The sequence below is a fragment of the Nocardia brasiliensis genome (assembly GCF_011801125.1).
GTDB classification, from domain to species: Bacteria; Actinomycetota; Actinomycetes; order Mycobacteriales; family Mycobacteriaceae; genus Nocardia; species Nocardia brasiliensis_C.
Genome location: NZ_CP046171.1, coordinates 4,872,852 through 4,895,303, shown reverse-complemented (window position 1 = coordinate 4,895,303; position 22,452 = coordinate 4,872,852). Strand labels below are relative to the sequence as shown.

The following is a 22,452-nucleotide window of genomic DNA, read 5'->3' as shown; positions in this document are numbered from 1 at the left end:
CGATCTAGCGGCCGTCGCGTTCGGTGACCCGCTCGGCGACTCGGGAAACCTCATAGCCCAGCAGACGTTCCGCTTCCTCGATACCGCCCTGGAGGTCACCGACGGCATTCATCTTCGACAGGTCGAGACCGATCGTCACCAGCGTCAGCGCGATCTCCGAGGACAGGCCGGTGATGATCACGTTGGCACCCATGAGGCCGGACGCGTCGACGGTTTGCACCAGGTGGTTGGCCACGGTGGAGTCGATCTGCGGCACACCGGTGATGTCGATGACGACGACCTTGGCGCGGTTGGCCCGGATCGCGCGCAACAGCTGTTCGGTGAGCTGGCGGGCGCGCTGGCTGTCGAGCACGCCGATGATCGGCAGGATGAGCAGTTGTTCGCGGACCTGCAGCACCGGGGTGGACAGTTCGCGGATGGCTTCCTGCTGCTGGCGGATGACGCGCTCGCGCTCCTGGACGAACGAGACGCCCACGGTGTTGGCGATGCGGTTGGCGGCGGGCTCGTAGGCGTCGAGGACGGCGTTGAGCAGCTGGAAGTCGGCCTGGTACTTCTCGAACAGCGAGCGTGCGAGCACGTCGCGCAGCAGCAGCACGATGCCGAGCACCTCGTCGGTTTCGACGCCTCTCGGAATGATGCGCTCGGACAGGTCACGCGCGTAGGCCTGCAGCGCCTCGACGCTACCGGTCTCGAGCACCTCGACGTAGTTGTCGTAGACGGAGGTCGCCTCGGAGAAGATCTCCTCCGGGGTCATCGCGGTGAGCAGTTGCGCGTCGGTGATGCGGCGCGCCCATTCCTCGCGCAGCGCGGTGCGGTTCTGGCGCAGGTGCTCGACCAGCTGTGGCAACAGGTTGTCGACCGGTCCCGCGCGCAACGAATCCGCCGAAAGGCTCATGGACACCTCGGACATGGAAACTCCTGCCCCTTTCGACGGTTACAGTCGGGATCATCGTGCGTCTCGGTCGTCGGACCGACACCGAGCCTAGTCATACCCCATGGCAGTCCACGACGAAACCTGCCGGTTGTTCTCCAGTGATTCACGGCGGGGTGGCGAATCCCCGCTCCAGACCGAGCAACGCCTGGTCCAGGTAGACGGTGAGGTCCGCGTCGGCGCGGGCGAGCCAGGCGTCGAAGGCGGCCCTGGCCGCGGCGAGTGTGGTGCGGCCCACGGCCAGCGGGATCAATCCGTCCGCGGGCTGACCCAGCCTGCGCGCGGCGAAGGCGCTCACGGCGCGCTCCCAGGCGTCATAGTGCGCGCCCGCGGTGGCGGCCAGCGCTGGGTTCGTGGCGACCAGCTGCATACGGATACGGAGCTCAGGGACGTCCTCAGCGCGATATCGATTGGCGTCCACGACAACTCGACGGACCGCGGTCATCATCGCAACATCGTCGGGCACGGTGGCGAATGCCGAGCGCAGAGCGGCGACTTCGTCATCGAACTGGTACCAGAGCACCTCGGCCTTGGTGGGGAAGTAGCGGAAGAAGGTGCGGCCGCTGATACCGGCCGCGGCCGCGATCTGTTCGACGGTGGTGTCGTCGAAGCCCTGCTCGCTGAACAACCGCATGGCGATCAGTTCGAGCTCGCGTTTGGTGGTGCCGCGGGGGCGGCCTCGGGTGTTGCGGGCGGTCACGGCTATTGATTATGTCAGTGACTGACGATAATCTCGCGGCATGTCCCGGAGTGTCGCACGCCACACCGGCGCCGCGACCGAACCCGCGGGCGCCGAGGCGGTGCGCGCTCGCGCGCGGCTGTCCGAGGCCGCCGAGCTGACCTGGCCGGAAGCGGGCGAACGGGCCGCTGCCGGAGCGATTCTCGCGATCGCCGTCGGCGCCACCGAACAGCACGGTCCGCACCTGCCGCTGTCCACCGACACCGATATCGCCGCGGCCCTGTGCCTGCGCCTGGCCGCGCTGCGCTCGGATGTGCTTGTCGCGCCGCCGATTCCCTACGGGGCCAGTGGCGAGCACGCCGGCTTCCCCGGCACGCTCTCGATCGGCCAGGCCGCGCTGGAACTGCTGATCGTCGAGCTGTGCCGCTCGGCGACCGACACTTTCGACCGCATCCTGCTCGTCAACTGGCACGGCGGCAACCTGGAGCCGTTGCGGCGCGCGCAGGCGCTGCTGCAGCGCGAATCCCGGGACGTGCGCCTGTATCTGCCGCGCTTTCCCGGGGATCTGCACGCGGGCCGCTCGGAGACCTCGGTGCAACTGGCGCTGACCCCGCGGCGGGTGCTGCTCGATCGTGCCGCACCCGGTGACCCGCGGCCGCTGCCGGAACTGCTCACGCTGCTGCGCTCCTCGGGAGTGCGCGCGATCAGCCCCAACGGCGTGCTCGGCGATCCGGCGGGCGCCGCGGCCCCTGAGGGCGCCGCGCTACTGGACCACCTCACCACCGACCTGCTCGACCGAATCCGGCTGTGGTGGCCGGATTCCGCCTGAAAGGATCCGACCATGAACCCATGGTTCGAAACCGTCGCCGAGGCGCAGCGGCGTGCGAAGAAACGACTGCCGAAGTCGGTGTACGGCGCGCTGATCGCCGGATCGGAACGCGGGCAGACCATCGAGGACAACCAGCGGGCCTTCACCGAACTCGGTTTCGCGCCCCATGTCGCGGGCCCGATCGGCACCCGCGACCAGTCGACGACCGTACTCGGCCAACAGCTTTCGATGCCGGTGCTGATCTCGCCGACCGGCGTGCAGGCGGTGCACCCCGACGGTGAGGTCGCGGTCGCCCGTGCGGCCGCGGCGCGTGGCATCGCGATGGGGCTCAGTTCGTTCGCCAGCAAGCCGATCGAAGAGGTGATCGCCGCCAACCCCGCGACCTTCTTCCAGTTGTATTGGTGCGGCGGTAAAGACGAGATCGCGCAGCGGATGGCGCGCGCGAAGGCCGCGGGCGCGGTCGGCTTGATCCTGACCCTGGACTGGTCGTTCTCGCACGGCAGGGACTGGGGGAGTCCGGTGATCCCGGAGCGGCTCGATCTGCGCACCATGCTGAAGTTCGCGCCGCAGACCCTGGCCCGGCCGCGCTGGCTCGCGGCCTACGTGAGGTCCGGGCACATCCCCGACCTCACCGCGCCGAACATGGCGATCGGCGACGCCGCGGCCCCCGGGTTCTTCGGCGCCTACGGCGAATGGATGGGCACGCCGCCGCCGGACTGGGCCGATGTGCGCTGGATCTGCGCACAGTGGGACGGACCGGTGCTGCTCAAGGGCGTGATCCGGGTCGACGACGCGTTGCGCGCGGTGGACGCGGGCGTCGCCGCCATCTCGGTGTCCAATCACGGCGGCAACAACCTCGACGGCACGCCCGCCTCGATCCGGGCGCTGCCCGCCATCGCCGACGCCGTCGGCGATCAGATCGAGGTGCTGCTCGACGGTGGCATCCGGCGCGGTAGCGATGTGGTCAAGGCGGTGGCCCTCGGTGCGCGCGCGGTGCTGCTCGGGCGCGCCTACCTGTGGGGTCTGGCCGCCAATGGGCAAGCGGGCGTGGAGAACGTGCTCGACATCCTGCGCGGCGGCATCGATTCGGCGCTGCTCGGCCTGCGTAAGACCAGTGTCACCGAACTCGAACGCGCCGATCTGGTGGTGCCGGACGGATTCGAGCGCGCGCTCGGTGTGCCCGCCCCGGCGCCGGGTGAGTCCGGCACGGCCGCAACGGATTCGAGCCGGGCGGTCACGGCTTCGGGTGCGGCCGAGCCGGTGGCCATCGGCTGATCGGTCAGTTCTCGCTGGTCGCCTTGCGGTGGTGGGCGAGCAGGGTGTCGTAGATGTCGGCGAGCGCGGCCAGCTGCTGCCGGTCCAGCACGTCGATCATGTGCCTGCGCACGCTGTTCACGTGCGCTGGCGCGGCGCCGGTCAGCACCTCGGCGCCGCGCTGGGTCAGCCGCGCCGCGGTGCGCCGCGCGTCGTCGGGGATGGGTTCGCGAACGACCAACCCGCGCTTCTCCATTCGGGTGATCTGGTGCGAGAGCCTGCTCTGCGACCACTCCAGGCTGAGGGCGAGATCGGCGAAGGTGCACCGGTGATCCGGGGTGCCGCTCAGGAAGGCCAGCACCGAGTACTCGACGTAGGTGAGGTTGGACTCCCGTGTCGAGTCCCGCCCGACCGCCGCGGCGATGAGGTCGCGTGTGCGCACGAAACCCACCCATGCGCGCATTTCGACGTCATCGAGCCAATGGGGATCGGTCACGATAGCGCTCCAAACTCTGGCGTGTCATACATTGTCGCGCGCCGTTGTACGTTCGCGTGACGGTTTGTGTGGCGACCGGACGGTCGGAACGTCCGAGCGTTTTGTGTGAGACGACAGGTAGCACTACCGGGGTTGAACGTGCAACCTTTTGTGCCAACTGGACGAACGCGGGCCACCTGGTTGTTCGCCGCGATTAGGCTTGCCTAATCCGGGGTGGGATGCGGCCGGATGGATAGGCTCGCTCTGCTCGTGACCAGCCGCGGCCTCTCGGCCCGGCCCACCTCGAAGGAGTGCGTCTCGTGACCGCGCCGGACTTCCGCTACTCAGACCTGCTGCCGATCGGCCCCGACGACACGTCGTACCGGTTGCTCACCACCGAGGGCGTGCACACCTTCGAAGCGGGCGGCCGCACCTTCCTGCAGGTGGAGCCCGAGACGCTGCGCCTGCTCACCGCCGAGGCGATGCACGACATCAGCCACTATCTGCGCCCGGCCCACCTCGGCCAGCTGCGCAAGATCATCGATGACCCGGAGTCCAGCGGCAACGATCGTTTCGTCGCGCTCGACCTGCTCAAGAACGTGAACATCTCCGCGGGCGGCATCCTGCCGATGTGCCAGGACACCGGCACCGCGATCGTCATGGGCAAGAAGTCCGAGGGCGTGCTCACCGGCGTCGACGACGCCGAGTGGATCAGCCGCGGCGTCTACGACGCATACACCAAGCTGAACCTGCGCTACTCCCAGCTCGCCCCGATGACGATGTGGGAGGAGAAGAACACCGGCAACAACCTGCCCGCACAGATCGAGTTGTATTCCACGCCAGGCGATCCCGCGCAGCCTGCGTACAAGTTCCTGTTCATGGCCAAGGGTGGCGGCTCGGCGAACAAGTCGTTCCTGTACCAGGAGACCAAGGCCGTGCTCAATCCCACCAGGATGCTGGAGTTCCTGGACGAGAAGATCCGTTCGCTCGGCACCGCGGCCTGCCCGCCCTATCACCTCGCGGTTGTGATCGGCGGTACCAGTGCCGAATTCGCGCTGAAGACCGCGAAGTACGCCTCCGCGCACTACCTGGACAACCTGCCGACCGAGGGTTCGCTTGCCGCGCACGGCTTCCGCGACCTAGCGCTGGAGGAAGAGGTCTTCAAGCTCACCCAATCCTTCGGCATCGGCGCGCAATTCGGCGGCAAGTACTTCTGCCACGACGTGCGCGTTGTCCGGCTGCCGCGGCACGGCGCCAGCTGCCCGGTGGCGATCGCGGTGTCCTGCTCGGCGGACCGGCAGGCGCTGGCCAAGATCACCGCCGAGGGCGTGTTCCTCGAACAGCTCGAACGCGAACCCGCGCACTACCTGCCCGAGCAGACCGACTCGATCCTCGGCGGCGACGTGGTGCGCGTCGATCTGAACCGGCCGATGTCGGAGATCCGCGCCGAGCTGTCGAAATACCCGGTGAAGACCCGGCTTTCGCTGACCGGGCCGCTGGTGGTCGCCCGCGACATCGCGCACGCCAAGATCAAGGAACGGCTCGACGCCGGCGAGCCGATGCCGGAGTACCTGCGCGAGATGGCCGTCTACTACGCGGGCCCGGCCAAGACGCCGGAGGGCTACGCCTCCGGTTCGTTCGGGCCGACCACCGCGGGACGGATGGACTCCTACGTCGACCAGTTCCAGGCCGCGGGGGGCTCGTTCGTCATGCTGGCCAAGGGAAATCGCTCCGCGCAGGTCACCAAGGCGTGCAAGGAGCACGGCGGGTTCTACCTCGGCTCGATCGGCGGGCCCGCCGCCCGCCTCGCGCTCGACTGCATCAAGTCGGTCGAGGTGCTCGAGTACCCGGAGCTGGGCATGGAGGCGGTGTGGAAGATCGAGGTCGAGGACTTCCCTGCCTTCATCGTGGTCGACGACAAGGGCAACGACTTCTTCGCCGAAACCCAGAAGCCGATCGCCCTGCGGGTGCGCACCCGCAGCGCCGAACGGGTCTAGGCCCTCAGCTGGTCGCGCGCCGGTAGGTCAGGGCGGCGCGCAACCGGCCGAATCTGCGGGGCTGGACGTTGACCTTGGCGAGATCGCCGTCGTAGTGCGCGAGTACCCGCGGGTCCATCACCGCCCGCCACAGCGGAGGCAGCGCGGCGAGCACGATCATGGTCGCGTAGCCGGCCGGTAGCTGTGGTGCCTGTGCCGAGCTGCGTAGCGTCTGATACCGGCGGCCCGGGTTGGCGTGATGGTCGCTGTGGCGCTGCAGATGGAACAGGAAGATGTTGGTGACGAGCCGGTCGCTGTTCCAGCTGTCGCGCGGCGAGCAGCGCGCGTAGTTGCCGTTCGGGCGGCGTTCGCGCAACAGCCCGTAGTGCTCGACGTAGTTCACCGTTTCCAGCAGCGCGATGCCGATCACCGCCTGCAAGGCCAGCCACGGCAGCACCGCGACACCGAACGCCGCGACCAGCGCGCCGAACAGCGCCACGGTCATCGACCAGGCCTGCAGGATGTGGTTGTCCACGTGCCACCAGCCCTTGCCCTTGCGCGCCAGCCGCTCGCGCTCGAGCTGCACCGCGGAGCTGAAGCCGCCGGACACGCTGCGCGGCAAGAACTCCCAGAGGGATTCGCCGAACCGGGCGCTGGCCGGGTCCGCAGGCGTGGCCACCCGGACGTGGTGGCCGCGATTGTGCTCGACGAAGAAATGCCCGTAACCCGATTGCGCGAGTGCGATCTTCGCCAGCCAGCGTTCCAGATGTTCTACCCGGTGCCCCAATTCGTGCGCGGCGTTGATACCGATGCCGCTGACGAAGCCAAGGGTGGCGGCGAGGCCGAGTTTGTCGGCGATGCCGAGTTCGGGTCCGGCCCACAGGTAGCAGGCGATGGCGAGGCCGGTCAGCTGGATCGGCAGGAAGAGATAGGTGCACCACCGGTAATACCGGTCGTTGGAGAGCAATTCGTAGTCTTCGTCGCGTGGATTCTCGCCGTCCTCGCCGACCACCCAGTCCAGCACCGGGATCACGATCAGCACGATGACCGGGCCGATCCACCAGAACACGGGCGCGCCGGTGTGCAGCACGAGCTGGGACGGGAGCAGCGCGCACGACGGCGCGATAAGGCCGAGAACCCACAACGGGCGCTTCGAATCCTGACCTCGTTGGGGTCGACGGTTGATCTTCATTCCTCTTCCGGTAACACTCCGGCGAACCGCGCGGCCGGAACCTGCTGCGCCTCGCCGACATTCACGGTGAACCCGGTGCCTTCAACAGTGGAGTCGCCGCGAATATGTCAGTCGTTACGAGAGCGAAGTGAGTGTATTCCTTCGCGGCGTCCGCCGCGACCACACCCACCCGGCACCGGGAAGCGTTCGCCTTGCTAATTAGCAAACTTCGGGCATCCGGTTGGGCCGAGCGGCTTTCGCGGCGATCGGCGCCGGGCTCCGGTTGTGGGGCGACCGTCGCGGGAACGCGTTATGGTCGGAACGCGAAGGGAGGAGTTCGGTTGCACGTCGCGATCTTCGCCGACGTCTCGTTCGGAACGGTCGGTGGATTGCCCTCCGCGCTGGTCGCGCAGCGCAACGCGTTGCGGCGACACCGGCATCGGGTCACGATGTTCGCATCGGCCGCCACTGCCGCGGCGGCCGACCCGGATCTGGTTGTGCTGGAGGGGGTTTCCGGCTGGCGCGCGGACGGGTCGGTGCTGGTGGTGCCGAACGGCGCCAATGCCGGACTGATCGACGCCGCCTTCGCCGAGCGTGGGCCGGTCGACGTGGTGCACGTGCTCACCGCGTCCGGTGCCGGGATCGCCGGACTGCACGCGGCGCGCCGCCACGGCATTCCGCTCGTCCAGACGCTGCGCAGGCAGGACGAGGCGTTGGTCGAACGGTATTCCGCGATGCGCCTGCTGTCGGCCTCGATCCTGCGGCGTCTGCGCGCCGCCCAACCGCTCCCGGGCCGGGGGCAGGCCGCCGACCGGATCGTGGCGCCGTCGCGACGGGTCGCGCGCGACCTGATCGCGGCGGGGGTCCGCGGCCCGATTCACGTGGTGCCCAACGGGATCGATGACGAGCTGCTCGACGCCGCCCCCGATCCGCGCTTCACCGTGCACGACCCGAGCGTGGAATCCACTGCCGCGCAACAACCCTTGCGCCTGCTCTGGTGTGGCCGGTTCGCGCTGGAGAAGCGACCGCTCGCCGCGCTCGAGGCGGTGCGCCTGGCGTTGGACGCCGCCCCCGGCTCCTGCACGCTGGATATGTACGGCACCGGGCTGTTGCTCGATCGCGCCTGGTCGTTCGTCGAACGGCACGGTCTGCACGATCGGGTCCGGTTGCACGGCGAGGTCGGCCAGGCCGAATGCCTGGCCGCCATGCGCACCCACGACATCCTGCTCTCGTGCTCGTACGGCGCGCAGAGTCGGCACATGGTGTTGCGGGAGGCTGTCGCCGTCGGCCTGCCCATCCTGTACTGCGACCCGGACCTGGACGAGGTCGTGCCGAACGGCGGCGGCGTACGCACCCTCGGCCCCTCGATGCTGGCGCTGGCCGAGGCGCTCGGCAGGCTCACGAAGTCGCCGCAACGGCTGGTCGAGATGCGCAAGGTTTTGGTCGGCTGTGCCGACGGGGTGCGTCAGTCGACCTACACGAGCGAGCTCGTCTCGATCTACCGCCAGGCGATCGCCCAAGGCGCCGGATCGGGCGCCGCGCCCGCGTGCGACCCGGCGCGGGCTCGGATGCTCGGCTGTCCGCTCCGGGTTGCCGCGGACCCGCTTGTCGCGTGGCGCGGTGACGCCAGGTAGCGGCTTATCTGGGCGTTTGACCTGGTTCTGCGGCTTTGGCGGACATGGCAGTGTCCCCCCGATCGCCGGGGGTCGGGTGGCCGATTCGCGAGGCACCCTTAGCGATGTACGTCGTTGATTCCAGGTGCTTGATCGCAGACGCCATCAGATCGAGGAGGGCAATGAGTACGTTCCGAACAGTCACGAGAACGCTGCGTCTCTCGCAATCGGCAGGGCGCAGGCTCGCCGCACGCGCGGCCAGGGAAGGAACCACTTCCGCCGCACTGCTGGACCGCCTCATCCGCGAGGGTGTCGATCAGCTCGATCATCCCGGCATCATCTTCCGCGGGCCGATGAACGATCGGCGCGCGGCGCTGGTCGCGGGCCCCGAGGTCTGGGAAGTGGTTGCGCGCCTGCAGGAACTGGACGGTCCGGTCGAGCGACGCATCGAAATACTCAGCGCCCGCTCGAGTCTGCACCAGGGCAAGATCAAGACCGCCATCGCCTACGCGCGCGACCACGGCGGCGAGATCATCGAGCGAATCGAACGCAATCGCGCCGCCGTCGAGGTCATCCGGCGTGCCGCGCCCCCGCGCCGACCCGCGCCCGACCGCGACCACCTTTCGCTGGTCACCCCGTTACGGGAGTGATTCACCCCAATTGTCCGGTGCCCCTTGGGGGATTGTCCGTTGCAGTGGCTGTTCACATCGATGGGGAGCGACTGTGCACACCGGCCCCCGGCTGTGCACAACCTCTCCCGTCCGGGGTGTCGTCGCTCGTGTCGGCCGCCCGGGCGCCACCCGACCGCGATCGCCGGCACGCCCATATCGCACTGCCCGCGCTCGCCCAATCCCGCGAGAACGACGCATTTTTCGCGAAACAGACTTATAGCCACCTTTGGAATCATGTGGTCCACAACACTGGAACGGATTGTGGACAACCCCCGTTCCTTGTGGATGAAAAGATTGCCGCGCAACGTGATTCGGGTACAACGGGTCCATGTCCAACGACTATGACCCGATGTCCCTTCCCTTTGGTGGCCGCTCGCCGTCGCGGGCTGAATGGTTTGCCCGTCCGCGGCCAGGGGAGCCGATTTCGTCACCGAAGCGTGCGATCGACTGTATGATGCTGGGTATGAAGGCCCGGATGACATTGAGTCTGGAGCAGGCCACCGCCGACTACATCACGCGGCAGGCGGCGGCCGCGGGTGGAAATGTGTCGGCCTGGGTCGAACGCCACTTCCGCGAGCAGGCGGTGCGCGAATCCGTCGCCTCCTATGTGGACTGGGATGCCGCGCATCCCGGCTACGCCGAGGCGGCCGCGGAAGAGGCCGAGGCGGCCGCGCGCGAAGCCGGGCTCGCGTGAATCGCGGCGAGATCTGGAACTATGAACCGATTCTTCATCGCCCCGGAGCCTCGACCCGCCGGTTGATCATCAGTGCCGCGCCGATCAACGAGAATCCGCACCTGAAGGTCGTGTTGACGCTGCATGTGCTCGATTCCGATCCGGGTGGTCTGCTCGCCGTCGAGGTAGGTTCGCACGGGTGGGCCTCCGCGCTGCACCCGGAAGCGACGGTGCGTCGGCGGCTCGATCAGTGCGTCGGTGTCGCGGATCCGGAGACGATGGACCGGGTTTCGGCAGCACTGCGCGCCGCACAGGATCTCTGAGCCGACTCGGGGTGCCGGGGTGGGTGGGGTATAGGCACTACCATCGCCCGCATGGTGTTGCGGAGTGGTGTGCGCGGGCGGGTGCTGATCGGTCTACCGGTGGCGGTGCTGCCGTTGGTGGTGGCGGGGTTGGTGGCGCCGCGGGCGGCGGCGGTGCCCGGCGTGGCGATAGATCAACGTGCGGCGTTGGGGTCGGCGGCCGGAACCGAAGGGTTGCAGCCGCGTTTGGCGCTGGCGTACACGCTGGCCGAGGCCGAAGCGCACGCTCAGGGGGTGCCGCTGTCGATCACCTCGGGGTATCGCTCGCACGAGGAACAGCAGTGGCTCTGGAACGACGGCCTGGCGCAGTACGGCAGTCCCGACGAGGCGCGACGCTGGGTGTTGCCGCCCGAGGAGTCGACACACGTGTCCGGCCGCGCGGTCGACGTCGGCCCGCAGGAGGGGGCGCACTGGCTGGAGGTCAACGGCAACACGTGGGGCCTGTGCCGCATGTTCGACAACGAATGGTGGCATTTCGAATTGGCCACCACGCCCGGCGGCGTGTGCCCGCCGATGAAACCCGACGCGAGCGTGCACTGACCTCGCGGCGGTGACCGTGCCGGTCCGTCCGCTACGGCGGGCCTGCTCGATGCCATCGGGCAGATCGGCTAACTGACCGGTGTCAGTTCCAGGCCTCCTTCGATGGTGGTGTGGGTGCGGCGGCGGTTGGGGGAGCCGAGCGCGGCGGTGAGATCGGTGCCGTCGTGCTCGGCGAGCAGTTCGCCGCTGTCCCACACCAGCAGCGTCGCGCTGACCGTGTTCTCGGCGGCGGCGTGTGCGAGATCGTAATGCGCGCAGCCGGGCACGTGCGGGTAGGTGATCCACAGGTCATAGCCGGTCATGAACAGGTCGAGGTCGAATTGCACGCTGAGGCCGAGCAGCTCGCTGCGGCCGTTGTCGTCGACGCCGGCGAAGGCCTCGTCGAGCGCGAGCAGCCGCGGCGCCTGCGGATCGGCGGAGTCCAGCATCACGTGCGCGGCGGCGAACAGCGGCAGGTGCAGCGAGACCGACTGCTCACCGCCGGACAGCGCGCTGTGCCTGGCCACCGTCAGCTTGTCCTCGCTGCCGTCGGCGGAGATGAGGGTGAACGAGAACACCCGCCAGGTGCGGTAGTCCAGTGTCGCCGCCAGGATCTCGGGGTACGAGCGTTCCGGATGCGCGGCCCGTGCGGCGCGGATCTCGGACGCGAAATGCGCTCGGATCGTGGCCAGTTCGTCCGCGCCCAGCGCGGAGGCGTCCCGGTCGAGCAGTTTGCACATGGCGCGCGCGGGATCGGAGAGCGTGTCGGCGAGCACCCAGTGCACGCCGATGGTGTTGCCCGAGGACATCCGGCGCTGCTTCATCTCCGCGCCCATCTTGGCGATGAGCTCGCGGGCGTCACTGGTGCGTTCGTAGATCTGCTGGGCGAGCCCGGTCAGCAGCGCGTCCTCGAGTATGCGGCGCTCGGCGTCGGTGAGCAGCAGCTCCTGATCCTTGCGCGCGCTGTCGATGCGGGCGGCGAAATCGGCAAGCGCCGACAGGCCGTCGTCGTCCTGCACCTGCACCACGGTGAGCCCGTCGGCGGCATCCCACTGCAGGCGGTAGTCCCGGCCGGACCCGGCGAGGGCCGCGTCGAATTCCTGCAGCGCCGCGGTGACCGCGCTGCGCGTCGACTTGCGGGTCGCCTCGCTGGCGCGCACGGACGCCGTTGCGGTGCTCAGGCTTTCGAAGAGTTCGGCGACCTCCTCGGGCAGTACCTGCGGTTCGGCCTCCGGGCCGGCCTGGGCGATCCGGTACAGCAGCTGCTCCGGGGTGGACCAGGCGGCATCGCTGCTGGGCCAGCGGCCGTCGGCGGGCGCGCCGAGCAGCCGCAGCAGGTCCGGACGGGCGTACGGGGCAAGGGCTTTCACGTCGGCGAGCACCTCGGTGAGCGCGGTGCCGAGCGATTCGTGTGCGGTCCGGTAGGCGGCCTCGGCATCGCCGATCGCCTCGATCGCCTCGTTGGCGGCCTTGCGCGCGGCCTTCTGCGCGGCCTTGGTCGCCTCGATCTTCGCGCGGGCCTTCTCCAGCTCCTGATCGATGTCGGCGGCGCCCGCGCCCAGCGCCTCGCGCAGCGTTTCGAGCTTGCGCAACTGTTCCTGGTAGCCGGATCTCGCGGCCTCGGCCTCCTCGGCGAAGGCCTCGGCGAGATCCTTGGCCTCGGCGTAGCGGTCGGCGCCCTCGCGTTCGCGCTCGCGTTCGCGTTCGTGCTCGGTGCGCAGGCGGAGCAGGCCGGTGCCGGTGTTCTCGAAATGCCGGATCGCCGCGGCGAGCGCGTCGAGCTCGCGTGGGTCGCGCGGTGTCCGGTGCTTGACGGCGGCCGCGCGCAGCTTCTTCTCGACCGCGGTGACCTCGGCCACCGCCTGGTCGAGGTCGCGCTCGGCCTGGGCGGCGGCCTCCGCGCGCGAGCGCATCATGCCCGCGGTCTCCGAGACCGCCCGCAGCGCGGTGGCGACCGCGGTGGCGCGCGGTAACGCCTTGGCCGCCGCGGCGATTCGCGCGAGCTCGGCCGTGGCGGCGCTCTCCTCGTCCTTGGCCGCCTGTTCGGCCGCCGCAGCGGCCGAACAGGCGGCGGCGAGTTCGGTCAGCCGCAGTTCGCGCCTGCGCGCCCGCGCGGTGGCGCCGATGAACTCGGCGTCGGTCTTGTGATGCCTGCCGAGTTGCACGCCCTGCCGGAATCCGCCCGCGGTGCTCACCGCGATGGCTTCGGCCGGATCACCCTTGCCCTCGTGCAGCGCGATGGAGGCGAGCAGGTCGGCGACCGCCTGTCGCGGCACCGTCAGCGTGTCCGAATCCTCCTCGACGACAAGCACATCGGCGAGCGTGCGGCCCTTCGGCCGCTGCGCGGCGGGCAGCGGGACGAGGAACTGGTCGGAGTCGTAGCGCGCGGGCGGCTCGGCGCACACCCACCCGTCCAGCAGATCGGCGGCGTGCAGCGCGGCCTCGACGCCCGCGGCGGCCGCCGGTGTCACGTCGTCGGCGAACCGGACCAGCCGCCACAGCGGAGCGCCGGGCCGATCCGCCGCGTCGCGGGCTCGCGCGGCGAAAGCCGGTGGCGCGTCCTCGGTTTGCGCGGCGACGCGGTCGCGTTCGGCGGTGAGCTCGGCGAGCTGCGCGGCCGCCGTCGCCGCCCGCCCGCGCGCCTCCTGGCGCCGGTTGCGGATGTCGTCCAACAGCGGCTCGGTGCGCTCGGCGAGCACCTCGGCGACCGTAGCCTCCTCCGAGCCCGCCTGGGCCAGTGCGGTATCGAGCGCCTCGAACAAACCGTCCTCAATGGGGGCATATACCGAGCGGTGCTCGGTCCACCAACCGCGCAGCGCGCCCGCGGCCTCGGTGCGGGCCAGCACGACCGCGGCCTCGGCGTGCGCGACCTCGGCCGCGGCGGCCTCCTTCAGCTCGCGGGCGCGTTCGGCGAGCCGCTCGGCCCTGGTGCGTTCGGCGGCCGCCTTCTCCATCAGGCCGAGCGCCTGCCGGACCTGGCGCACGTCGGCATCGCGTTCCTCGGCGTGCGAGCGCACCGCGGTGGTGAGCTGGTCGGCCCGCGCCGCCTCCGACAGCGGCGTCCAGTCGATGCCCGCTTCCGCTGCGGCGGAACGCAATTCGTCCTCGCCGCGGGACAGCGCGGCGGCCGCGCTCTGCACCGCGGTGCGCGCCCGCTCGGCCTCCTGGGCCCGTTGGTCCAGGGTCTGGCGCGCCTTGAGCGCCTTGTCGCCGTGCACGCCTGCCGAGGTCTCCAGCCTGCGCACCGCGTCGGCGAGGTCGTCGAGCTGCTGTTTGCCCTCGTACGCGCTGGAACGCTGCAGGTTCTCCCGGTCGCCGAGGGCCTGCTCGTAGGCGCGGTCGGCATCGTCGGCGCGGGTCTCGGCGGTGGCGCGTTCGGCCTCGCGCCGTTCCCGCAGCGCGGTCGCGGCGAACAGCGCGGTGCTCGCGTGGGTCACCGCGTCGAGCCGGGTGCGCAGCTGGTCGACATCGGTCTTGGCCTGCACCGCAAGGTATTTGCGATAGACCTCGACGAAGGTCCTGGTGGCGCTGTCGGCGTGCACCAGGCCCTCCAGGGTGCGTCCGACCTCCTCCATATCGCTGAACGAGCGGGCCGCGTCCAGGATGAGCTGCTCGTCGAGCGGGCGCAGGCCGTCGGTGAGCGCCTGCGAAAGTCCGCGCGGGTCCAGGTTTTTCGCCAGCTGCGGGCGGCGCAGCGTGAGGATCAGATTGATCAGCTGGTCGTAGCGCTGGGTGCCGAGGCCGAACATGCGGGCGTCGATCGCGTTGCGATACTCGACCGGCCGATCGACGATGGCGTCGGTGCCGATCTGCTCGGCGAGTTGCTTGCGGGTGAACGGCCGGTCGTCGGGGCCGATCAGCGAGAAGTCCACGCCCACCCGGCCGTCGGCGACGAAATACCACCGGGTGACCTTGTCCGAGGAGCGGGTGGCGCGCATGCCGATGCCGATGGTCACCGCCTCCGGGTCGTCCCAGTCGCCGCGCGCGAACTCCATCCAGACATACGAGTACGCCGACTCTTGCTTGCGGTACAGCAGATTCGACTTCATCGTGCGTTCTTCACCGGCGAACGGGTTGAGCCTGCGCGGTTCGATCCGGCCGTCGAGCACGAACGGGAACAGCACCTCGAGCGCCTTGGTCTTGCCCGACCCGTTGGGGCCGCGCAGCACCAATCTGCCGTCGGCGAAGCAGTATTCCTGGTCGCGGTAGTCCCACAGGTTGATGATCCCGGCGCGGGTCGGAATGAACCGCACTCCACCGTGAATGAGCGACATCGCCTCAGTTCCCTTCCGTGCCAGTGCTGTCGGACCCGTAGGTGTCGGCCGCGGTGACGAACAGTTCCTCGGTGCGCTTGGTGCGTACGGTGACCACCGCGCCGCGATAGCGCGCGAGGGCGGGCAGGACAAGCAGTCCGTCCTCGACCGACCGGACCAGGCGCAGCCGTTCGAGCAGCGTGACCACCTCGGTGGTCAGCCCCGGTACGTCGGCCTGCCACTGGGCGGCGAAGGTGGCGCCGTAGCGGTCGGCGAGCGCCTGCATGGTCTCGCGGACCCACGCCGTGTCGACCAGCGGGTAGGTGGCATCGAACGGCTCGTCGGCGTCGGCCTCGATCGCTGAGTCCGCTTGGGCCAGTTCGTCTTCGAAGACGCTGCGCAGCTCGGCCAGCGGCGCGAAGACGGTGGACTCGGGGATCGCGCCGTCCAGTTGCGCGGCCAGCGCCTCGCCTGCGTCGGGCGCGGCGGCGCGGCGCGGCAGGGGGTTGTCGATATCGAGCACCCGGTCGGCGATCTCACCCGCCAGCAGCAGACCGACCTGCGCCAGCGTGCCGGTGCTGGGGAAGCGGATGTCGGACAGCCGCCCCGACGTGTCGATCAGCGCGACGCCCTCGGCCCGGCGTTCGGCGCGCAGCCCCGTGAACAGTTCGACGTCGGCCACGATCCGGTCCTGGCCCAGCACCGGACGTTCGGCGGGGGACAGGTCCTCGAGATACACCACCGGCCGTTCCACCAGGGTGCGGCGCACCCGCCGGGCCAGGTCCGCGGCGGTGGGCGGATGCGTTGCGCCCGCGCCCTCTTCGGTGAGCAGACCGCGCACGCTGTGCAGGTGCTGCAGCGCCCGCGGCGGGCGGAACAGCGCGAACACCACGGGCCGGTCGATGTCGTAGAGCGCCTCGCCCGCCTCCGGATCGCTGGCCCAGCCGCCCGCGTCGCCGTCGGCCAGGGTGAGCGCGCCGCGGTGGGTCAGCCAGCCGACCGCGTCGACGAAGGCGTCCCGGTCCGCGGCCCGGTCGGTGGACAGTTCCAGCCCCTCGACCCGGCCCGCGTACGCGGCGACCTGATCGGCCAACTCGGACAGCGTGATCTGATCGCCCGCCCGACCCAGCGCGGCCAGCGAGAGCGCGAGATAGGCGTAGCGCCTGCGGTCGAACACCCGGTCGGCGGGCGTGCGCGCGGGCTTGCCGGCATCGAGCCGATCGATGATCGGGAACACCCGGGCCGTGGTCTCGGTGACCTCGAGCCGGTAGCCGAACAGCTCGGCAAGGTCCTCGCGCAATTCCGTGGCCCAGCGCCGGATCAGCGGCAGCGCGATCCGGTCCGGATAGGTCCTGGTCACCAGATGATTGGCGAGGATGACCCGGGCCGCGCGCTGGTAGTTGTCCAGCGCGAGCGCGTCGATCTTGCGTCCGTGCATCATGAGCGCTCCAGTGTGTCCGGCAGATCGCGGCCCGCCCGTCGCGCGCGTGCGTGCGTGCCGGCACCGCTCGCCACCGCGGCGGCCGTCATCGCGCGTCCCGCTTCGCCCGGGTCCGCGTTGTCTCGCGCACCTCTAGCCTGCGGTTGTTCAGGTGCAGCAGGCCGTGCGCGGTCCGCACCACCGTCGAACCCGGATGCTCGGACACGGTCAGGGTGACCCCGCTGTCGGATCCCGTTGTCCCCGCGACCCGCCCGCTCACCGGCACCCACGCGGTGGAGGCCGCGTCGAGCAGCCGCAACAGTACTTCGGTCTCCCGCTCGTCGAGCACCCGGTTGTGCACATCGGTCCCGGCCAGCGACTTCGCCGCCGCGGCGCGGGCGCGCTGTGCGTCCAGTTGCGCCTCGCGCAGCCGCCGAATTCCCGCGTCGTTGCGGTGGATTCGGGCGGGTGCGCCCGCCGAGGGCGGCCGCCCGGTCTCGGCCAGGGTGCGCGAGATCTCCAGCGGCGGCGCCTCCCACCAGGAACGCAGCGCCGGGATGAGGTCGGCGTCGGGATGCTCCATCGCGAGATGGCGTGGCCTGCCGAGCCCGAACACCGCGTCGAAGAGCGCGTGCGCGCTGTCGGCGCTGGGCGCGGCGGTGAACCAGCCGGCCAGATGGCGCAGCGCCGACTCCCGGCTCACCCCGCCGCGGCGGGTCTCGGTGACCCGGCGCAGCAGCGACAGCACCGCCGCGATCGCGCTCATCGTGGCCTCGCGCAACCGCTCGGCCTCGGTCGTGCCCGCCGACTCGCCCGAGCCCGCGGCGACGAACCAGGTGCGCAAGCCGTCCCAGCGGGCCTGCCAATCCGCCTGTCGTTCGGCCGGACTCAGCAGAACCCGTTCGTCACAGCCCGCCGCGCGTTCGATCAACTCCTCGACGCCGGTCTCCTCGATCTCGGCGATCGCGGCGGCCAGCCGCGGGGTGAACCGGGCCAGGTCCAGGCTGAACTCGCGCATGTGCGCGAGCAGCGCGTCCTTGTGCGCCAGAAACGATTCCGGGGTGATCTCGGTGGTTCGCACCAGATCGCCGAGCGAGAGATAGAAATGCGCGGCGCGCGCGGCCATGTCGGTGAGCGCGGCGTCGAGGCGGCGCAGCGTGCGATACACGCGCTCGGCGTCGCCGTCGCGGTTGGCCACGGCCAGGGTGTGCAGATCGGCCAGCAACTCGGGCAGCACCAGCCGCGACAGCGATGCCTCGTCGAGCCGGGCGTTGAGCACGCCAGCCACCGCGCGATAGGCCTGAAAACCCGCCTGGGAGAACTGATAGACGAAGTGCCGGTTGCGATACTCGGCCAGCGTGGCGGCGCGGGTGCCGTCGTAACTGCGTTCCAGCACGCCCCACTGGTGCAACTGATCCAGCAGCGGGCCGATCTCGGCGGCGCTCAGGCGCGGTGCGGCCGGCCGGTCGCCCTGGACGTCTGACCAGGCGGCGGCACTCGCGGGACCGTCGTCGGGGGCGTGCTCGGCGGCTCGATTGTCCTCAGTTGGTTGCTGGCCTCCGACGTCAGCGGCATCCGGGGCAGCCTCGGCGGTGCCGGGTGTAGTTGTGACGGACGCGGTCGCCACGGGTGCGGGCGGGGCGTCGAGCCGGTCCGGCGTACGCGCCGACTGTCCGTTGCGCTCGATCCACTCCGCCACATCGTCGGCGTGCAGCAACACCACGTAGGCCGCGCGGGCGCTGTCGAACGCGCGCAACACCCACAGGTAGTCGGTGCGGCGCTCTGCGGTGGCGAAGGAGAACAGCCGCAGCCGGTCGTCCCAGAGGACGGAGGCGGCGTTCGCGGCGCCGTCGGCGGAGTCGGTCACCGGGAACAGGGTAGTAGCGGGCCGGTCGCCCACGGCACGAACGGGGCCGGTTCGGCGTGGCCGTGTCCGGTTTGCCGTATGTTCGCCGCTCGATTCGGCTGGTCGGTCGCCCGCGCGGTCACTCGGTCGAGAGCGCGCGCAGCTGATCCAGGTAGACGCGGGTGCGCGGATCGCCGGGGTAGCGGGCGATGATCTCACGGGCCGCCTCGCCCGCGATCCACATCAGCGAGGGCAGCGACCGGCGCTTGCCCGCGAACGCGCGCAGCCCCTCGTCGACCGCGAGTTCCAGATCGCGGTTGCGGACCGCGACCACCGCGAGGGTCAGATGGGCCTCGGACACCCGCATCGGATTGCGAACGGTGCCGTCGGCCCTGGTCGAGTTGCGGATGACCTCGTTGGCGTAGGTCTCGGCGAGTCGATCCTCGCCCGCGACCCGGCAGCAATCCATCGCGTAGAAGTCGAACTTCTGCGGATCGACGACGAAGTGGTTGTCCAGATTGATCGGATGGTCGAGTCGCCGCAAAATTGCCCGGCCCTCATCCAGTGCCGTCTCGACCTCGTGTCGATCGCCGAGGCGGGCCCAGGCCTTGGCGCGTTGCGCGGCCAGCTGCACCCCGACGCCCAGATTCCGGCTGGCCTCTAATGCCTGGTCGGCGGCGTCGATCGCGCCACGGTAGTTGCCCTGGGTCAGGGCGAACCACGCGGCCATTTCCGCACTCCAGCCCATGATTTCGGCGTTGTCGGCCTCCTGGCCGAGCGAATACGCGGCCCGGCGGGTGGCCTCCGCGGCGGTCCGGCGACCCAGGTCGTAGTCGACGCAACCGACGAGCAGCGCGACCCAGCCGGCCAGCACCAGGATGTCGCGGTGCTGGGCCAGGGTCAGTCGGCCGTCCAGCAGCGCGGTGATCCGGCGTAACCAGCCGGTGCCCTCGGCGTGCAGCTCGTGCGGATCGGCGTAGGAGTACTCGCAGCACAGCCGCTCGGCGGTGATCCGGATGGCGTCGAGGGTGGCGGGGGAGACGTCGGACATGCGCAGTCTGCCGATGAACTCCAGGGTGTCCATGCCGGTTGCCGAGAGCACCTCGTCGTCGCGATTCGGCCTGGCCTTGGGGAAGAACGCCGCCGTGACGGTGTCGAAGGCGGCGGCGATGATAGGGGCGTAGAAATCGTCCGGTCGCGACTCGCCTGATTCCCAGCGGCGCCAGTTACGCAGCAGTGTACTGTCGGTCGGCAAGTTGTGCGAGGACTTGGCGCGCATCACGCGGACGGCGTCGGCCTGTGACCACCCCCGCGCATCGCGTTCGGAGCGCATCCGGACTGCCCAGACGGGTCGATCGTCTCCAGCGGCCACGACAGTAGTATCGCACCAGTTAACGCTCGGTGGCCGAGATAGGGCATATAGGTGTCAGTGGGTTGACATCTGCATTCGCAGTTTGGCGTTGTGCATGCTGGACATGGGAGCGGAAAGTTTGCCGGACCCGTTTCGTTCGACACAGATGCAATTGCATCTGTCCTTGCACACTCAAGTGCTAGACATGAGAAGATCCACATGAGAACAGCGGTACCCAATCCAACGGAGGTTCGGGTGGAAGCGTTGATCTATGGATACGTGCGTGACGATCTGGCCGATGGCCACAGCGAAGAGCTCGAGGATGCGATGAACACCCTCGCCCGCGAGGAAGGGCTCTGCTTCGCCGCAACGTTCCATGAATCGACTTCCGGTGACGGCACGGCATTCGTCGAGCTGACCCAGGAACTCAAGCGAGCCGACGCGCACCACGTCGTGGTCCCGTCCCTCGATCACCTTGCCGGCCAGACGATTCCGCGCGACATACTGCTCGCGAAGCTGGCGCAGGAGGCCGCGGCCCAGGTCTGGACCATCGAGACCTGAAGAGCCGGACGGCACCGCTGATCGCCGCACGCGCCACCCCGCGCTTCAGGCCGGTCCCCGCCGCCGTCGCCCGCCCTACCCACCCTCGTCGCGGCCACACCGGCCGGCAGCGAGCCGAGCAGCCCACACCACGGTGCTGCCGAACAGTGGATACACCTGCCGCAGTGGCGGTTACACCGATATCCGGCCCTTGTCCGGCACCGCGGCGATCTCGCCATCAGAGGTTGACGTCCGGAGCGCGGGTAGCCGGATCGCTGGTCCGGCCCGGTAATCGAACTCCGGAACCCGTGCGGTCCGGCCGTGCTGTCGCCGTTTACCGTGACGGTCCGGCCCTATCCCGCCTTGCCACGCGACGAGCGAGACCGCCGCGGCACCCGACTTCGTACCGGGTGCGCTGCTTCGATTCGACTTCGCGGCGGGTGCGCTGCTCCGCCCTGGCTCTGTACCGGGTGCGCTGCTCCGGCCCGACTTCGCGGCGGGTGCGCCGCTCCCGATCGGGATGCCGAAACAGCCGGGCGCACAAGGCAACCAGACCTCTTCCCCACTTCGCCGCGATGGTGATTACCGCGGTACGCGTCGCCGCGTAACTGCCGCCGCCGGTGCGGTCGCATGGTCGTGCGTCGTCCCGGTCCCTTGACCACCGGCCCGGAAACCCGCCGGATGCGGCGAGGATTGCGCGTTCTTCGCCGCGCGACCGCGCGACACCCGGTCCGAATCGGCCCGGCGCGCCGCGCCGACGTGTTCAGGCCCCATGACAGGAAACGATCGCTGCGCCGTCCGGCATGCCCGGCGATCGCTGGCACGCGCGCCGAGGATCTCGAGGAGCGCGGCCGGTTCCGCCGGTCGCGCTACCCGGCGAACAGCAACGCGACGGCTACCGCAGCGACCGTGCGACGTGTGCCGTACCGCGCCCGGCACACGTCACCACGAACGGGAAGGCTCGCGGGGTATCGGAATCGCGCGGCCCCGAACGGATCAGAGGCCGAAGCTGCCCGGACCTCGCCTGCGCAGATACTTCTCGAACTCGGCCGCGATGGCGTCGCCGTCGATCTTGGCCATCGCCTCGTTCACGTCCACGGCGGCGTCGCCGCGCTCCTCGAGCGAGCGGACGTACTCGCTGACCTCGTCGTCGCCCTCGGTCATCTCGTTGACCGCGGTCTCCCAGTCCTCGGCCTGCTTGGGCAGCTCGCCGAGCGGCACCTCGATGTCGAGCACGTCCTCGACCCGGTGCAGCAGCGCGATGGTGGCCTTGGGGTTGGGCGGCTGCGACACGTAGTGCGGCACCGCGGCCCAGAACGACACCGCGGGCACGCCCGCCTTCACACACTGGTCCTGCAGCACGCCGGTGATGCCGGTCGGTCCCTCGTAGCGGGTCTGTTCCAGGTTGAACCGTTCCGCGGCCTCCTTGCTGTACGCGGAGCCGGTGACCGGAACGGGACGGGTGTGCGGGGTGTCGGCGAGCAGCGCGCCCAGGATGACGACGGTCTGCACGCCGAGCTGTTCGATGAACTCCAGCAGATCCGCGCAGAAGCTGCGCCAGCGCATATTGGGTTCGATGCCGCGCAGCAGCACGATATCGCGGTCGCTACCGGGCGGCGAGCACACCGAGAGCATGGTCGAGGGCCACTGGATCTCCCTGGTCACACCGTCGACCTGACGTACGGTCGGCCGGTTGACCTGATAGTCGTAGTAGTCCTCGGAGTCGAGTTCGGCTAGGGGCTCGGCGTCCCAGATCAGTTCCAGATGCTCTACGGCGCCGCTCGCGGCGTCGCCCGCGTCGTTCCAGCCCTCGAAGGCCGCGACCAACACCGGATCCCGCAACGTCGGCAGTTCCGGATCGGGAGTTTCACTGGGGTTCACTCGGTCAG

18 protein-coding genes are annotated in these 22,452 nt (G+C 69.7%); 9 read left to right on the top strand and 9 right to left on the bottom strand.

What is annotated here, in order from left to right; genetic code table 11:
- Positions 1–4: 4 nt before the first annotated feature.
- Together F5X71_RS22015 and mftR are read right to left on the bottom strand one after the other, a co-directional pair.
- Positions 5–910, bottom strand: coding sequence for an STAS domain-containing protein (locus tag F5X71_RS22015; RefSeq protein ID WP_042259746.1), 906 nt, complete (start codon positions 908–910; stop codon positions 5–7).
- A gap of 127 nt (positions 911–1,037) precedes the next feature.
- Complete coding sequence (gene mftR, locus F5X71_RS22010; RefSeq protein WP_167463750.1) at positions 1,038–1,631, bottom strand: mycofactocin system transcriptional regulator; 594 nt, start codon at positions 1,629–1,631, stop codon at positions 1,038–1,040.
- A 40-nt stretch (positions 1,632–1,671) separates the two neighbouring features.
- On the opposite strand from mftR, the gene mftE reads away from it, so the two are divergent.
- Positions 1,672–2,439, top strand: a complete 768-nt coding sequence (gene mftE, locus F5X71_RS22005) for a mycofactocin biosynthesis peptidyl-dipeptidase MftE (RefSeq protein WP_167463749.1) — start codon at positions 1,672–1,674, stop codon at positions 2,437–2,439.
- A 12-nt stretch (positions 2,440–2,451) separates the two neighbouring features.
- A complete protein-coding gene (mftD, locus tag F5X71_RS22000) occupies positions 2,452–3,714 on the top strand; it encodes a pre-mycofactocin synthase MftD (protein ID WP_238815391.1) in 1,263 nt (420 codons plus the stop codon).
- A 4-nt stretch (positions 3,715–3,718) separates the two neighbouring features.
- Here mftD and F5X71_RS21995 read toward each other — a convergent pair whose 3' ends face one another.
- Positions 3,719–4,189, bottom strand: coding sequence for a MarR family winged helix-turn-helix transcriptional regulator (locus tag F5X71_RS21995; RefSeq protein ID WP_167463748.1), 471 nt, complete (start codon positions 4,187–4,189; stop codon positions 3,719–3,721).
- Between the two features lie 299 nt (positions 4,190–4,488).
- Here F5X71_RS21995 and F5X71_RS21990 point away from each other — a divergent pair, with 299 nt between their 5' ends.
- Complete coding sequence (locus tag F5X71_RS21990; RefSeq protein ID WP_167463747.1) at positions 4,489–6,165, top strand: fumarate hydratase; 1,677 nt, start codon at positions 4,489–4,491, stop codon at positions 6,163–6,165.
- A gap of 4 nt (positions 6,166–6,169) precedes the next feature.
- Here the strand turns inward: F5X71_RS21990 and F5X71_RS21985 are convergent, their stop codons facing one another.
- Positions 6,170–7,336: an alkane 1-monooxygenase gene (locus F5X71_RS21985; protein WP_167463746.1), complete on the bottom strand. Its 1,167-nt coding sequence runs from the start codon at positions 7,334–7,336 to the stop codon at positions 6,170–6,172.
- Positions 7,337–7,656: 320 nt separating this feature from the next.
- On the opposite strand from F5X71_RS21985, the gene F5X71_RS21980 reads away from it, so the two are divergent.
- The 5 genes from F5X71_RS21980 to F5X71_RS21960 all read left to right on the top strand — a co-directional run bounded on the left by F5X71_RS21980 (position 7,657) and on the right by F5X71_RS21960 (position 11,174).
- Positions 7,657–8,949 (top strand): glycosyltransferase, encoded by a 1,293-nt coding sequence (locus tag F5X71_RS21980; RefSeq protein ID WP_167463745.1) that lies wholly within the window; start codon positions 7,657–7,659, stop codon positions 8,947–8,949.
- A gap of 161 nt (positions 8,950–9,110) precedes the next feature.
- Positions 9,111–9,578, top strand: a complete 468-nt coding sequence (locus F5X71_RS21975) for a hypothetical protein (RefSeq protein WP_203218198.1) — start codon at positions 9,111–9,113, stop codon at positions 9,576–9,578.
- Between the two features lie 496 nt (positions 9,579–10,074).
- Positions 10,075–10,293: a hypothetical protein gene (locus tag F5X71_RS21970; RefSeq protein ID WP_167463744.1), complete on the top strand. Its 219-nt coding sequence runs from the start codon at positions 10,075–10,077 to the stop codon at positions 10,291–10,293.
- 62 nt (positions 10,294–10,355) lie between these two features.
- A complete protein-coding gene (locus F5X71_RS21965) occupies positions 10,356–10,595 on the top strand; it encodes a hypothetical protein (RefSeq protein ID WP_167463743.1) in 240 nt (79 codons plus the stop codon).
- A 51-nt stretch (positions 10,596–10,646) separates the two neighbouring features.
- A complete protein-coding gene (locus tag F5X71_RS21960) occupies positions 10,647–11,174 on the top strand; it encodes a M15 family metallopeptidase (RefSeq protein WP_167463742.1) in 528 nt (175 codons plus the stop codon).
- Positions 11,175–11,242: 68 nt separating this feature from the next.
- Here the strand turns inward: F5X71_RS21960 and F5X71_RS21955 are convergent, their stop codons facing one another.
- The 4 genes from F5X71_RS21955 to F5X71_RS21935 form a co-directional block, all read right to left on the bottom strand.
- Complete coding sequence (locus F5X71_RS21955) at positions 11,243–15,427, bottom strand: TIGR02680 family protein (protein ID WP_167463741.1); 4,185 nt, start codon at positions 15,425–15,427, stop codon at positions 11,243–11,245.
- A gap of 4 nt (positions 15,428–15,431) precedes the next feature.
- On the bottom strand, positions 15,432–16,844 hold the full coding sequence (locus F5X71_RS21950; RefSeq protein ID WP_167466636.1) for a TIGR02678 family protein: 1,413 nt from the start codon (positions 16,842–16,844) through the stop codon (positions 15,432–15,434).
- Positions 16,845–16,932: 88 nt separating this feature from the next.
- Positions 16,933–18,636 carry a TIGR02677 family protein gene (locus F5X71_RS21945; protein ID WP_428981499.1) on the bottom strand — a complete coding sequence of 568 codons (1,704 nt, stop codon included), beginning with the start codon at positions 18,634–18,636 and terminating at the stop codon, positions 16,933–16,935.
- Positions 18,637–18,811: 175 nt separating this feature from the next.
- Positions 18,812–20,044: an XRE family transcriptional regulator gene (locus F5X71_RS21935; protein ID WP_342803737.1), complete on the bottom strand. Its 1,233-nt coding sequence runs from the start codon at positions 20,042–20,044 to the stop codon at positions 18,812–18,814.
- 234 nt (positions 20,045–20,278) lie between these two features.
- Between F5X71_RS21935 and F5X71_RS21930 the strand changes: the two genes are divergently transcribed.
- A complete protein-coding gene (locus F5X71_RS21930; RefSeq protein WP_029902050.1) occupies positions 20,279–20,584 on the top strand; it encodes a hypothetical protein in 306 nt (101 codons plus the stop codon).
- Between the two features lie 975 nt (positions 20,585–21,559).
- Here the strand turns inward: F5X71_RS21930 and F5X71_RS21925 are convergent.
- Complete coding sequence (locus tag F5X71_RS21925) at positions 21,560–22,444, bottom strand: PAC2 family protein (protein WP_029902048.1); 885 nt, start codon at positions 22,442–22,444, stop codon at positions 21,560–21,562.
- Positions 22,445–22,452 lie beyond the last annotated feature (8 nt).

What these genes read in the sequence shown, in the direction of transcription:
- F5X71_RS21960 (WP_167463742.1), top strand. Translation starts at nt 10,647, where the DNA reads ATGGTGTTGCGGAGTGGTGTGCGCGGGCGGGTGCTGATCGGTCTACCG.
- F5X71_RS21985 (WP_167463746.1), bottom strand. Translation starts at nt 7,336, where the DNA reads ATGAAGATCAACCGTCGACCCCAACGAGGTCAGGATTCGAAGCGCCCG.
- F5X71_RS21970 (WP_167463744.1), top strand. Translation starts at nt 10,075, where the DNA reads ATGACATTGAGTCTGGAGCAGGCCACCGCCGACTACATCACGCGGCAG.
- mftE (WP_167463749.1), top strand. Translation starts at nt 1,672, where the DNA reads ATGTCCCGGAGTGTCGCACGCCACACCGGCGCCGCGACCGAACCCGCG.
- F5X71_RS21955 (WP_167463741.1), bottom strand. Translation starts at nt 15,427, where the DNA reads ATGTCGCTCATTCACGGTGGAGTGCGGTTCATTCCGACCCGCGCCGGG.
- F5X71_RS21950 (WP_167466636.1), bottom strand. Translation starts at nt 16,844, where the DNA reads ATGCACGGACGCAAGATCGACGCGCTCGCGCTGGACAACTACCAGCGC.
- mftD (WP_238815391.1), top strand. Translation starts at nt 2,452, where the DNA reads ATGAACCCATGGTTCGAAACCGTCGCCGAGGCGCAGCGGCGTGCGAAG.
- F5X71_RS21975 (WP_203218198.1), top strand. Translation starts at nt 9,111, where the DNA reads ATGAGTACGTTCCGAACAGTCACGAGAACGCTGCGTCTCTCGCAATCG.
- F5X71_RS22015 (WP_042259746.1), bottom strand. Translation starts at nt 910, where the DNA reads ATGTCCGAGGTGTCCATGAGCCTTTCGGCGGATTCGTTGCGCGCGGGA.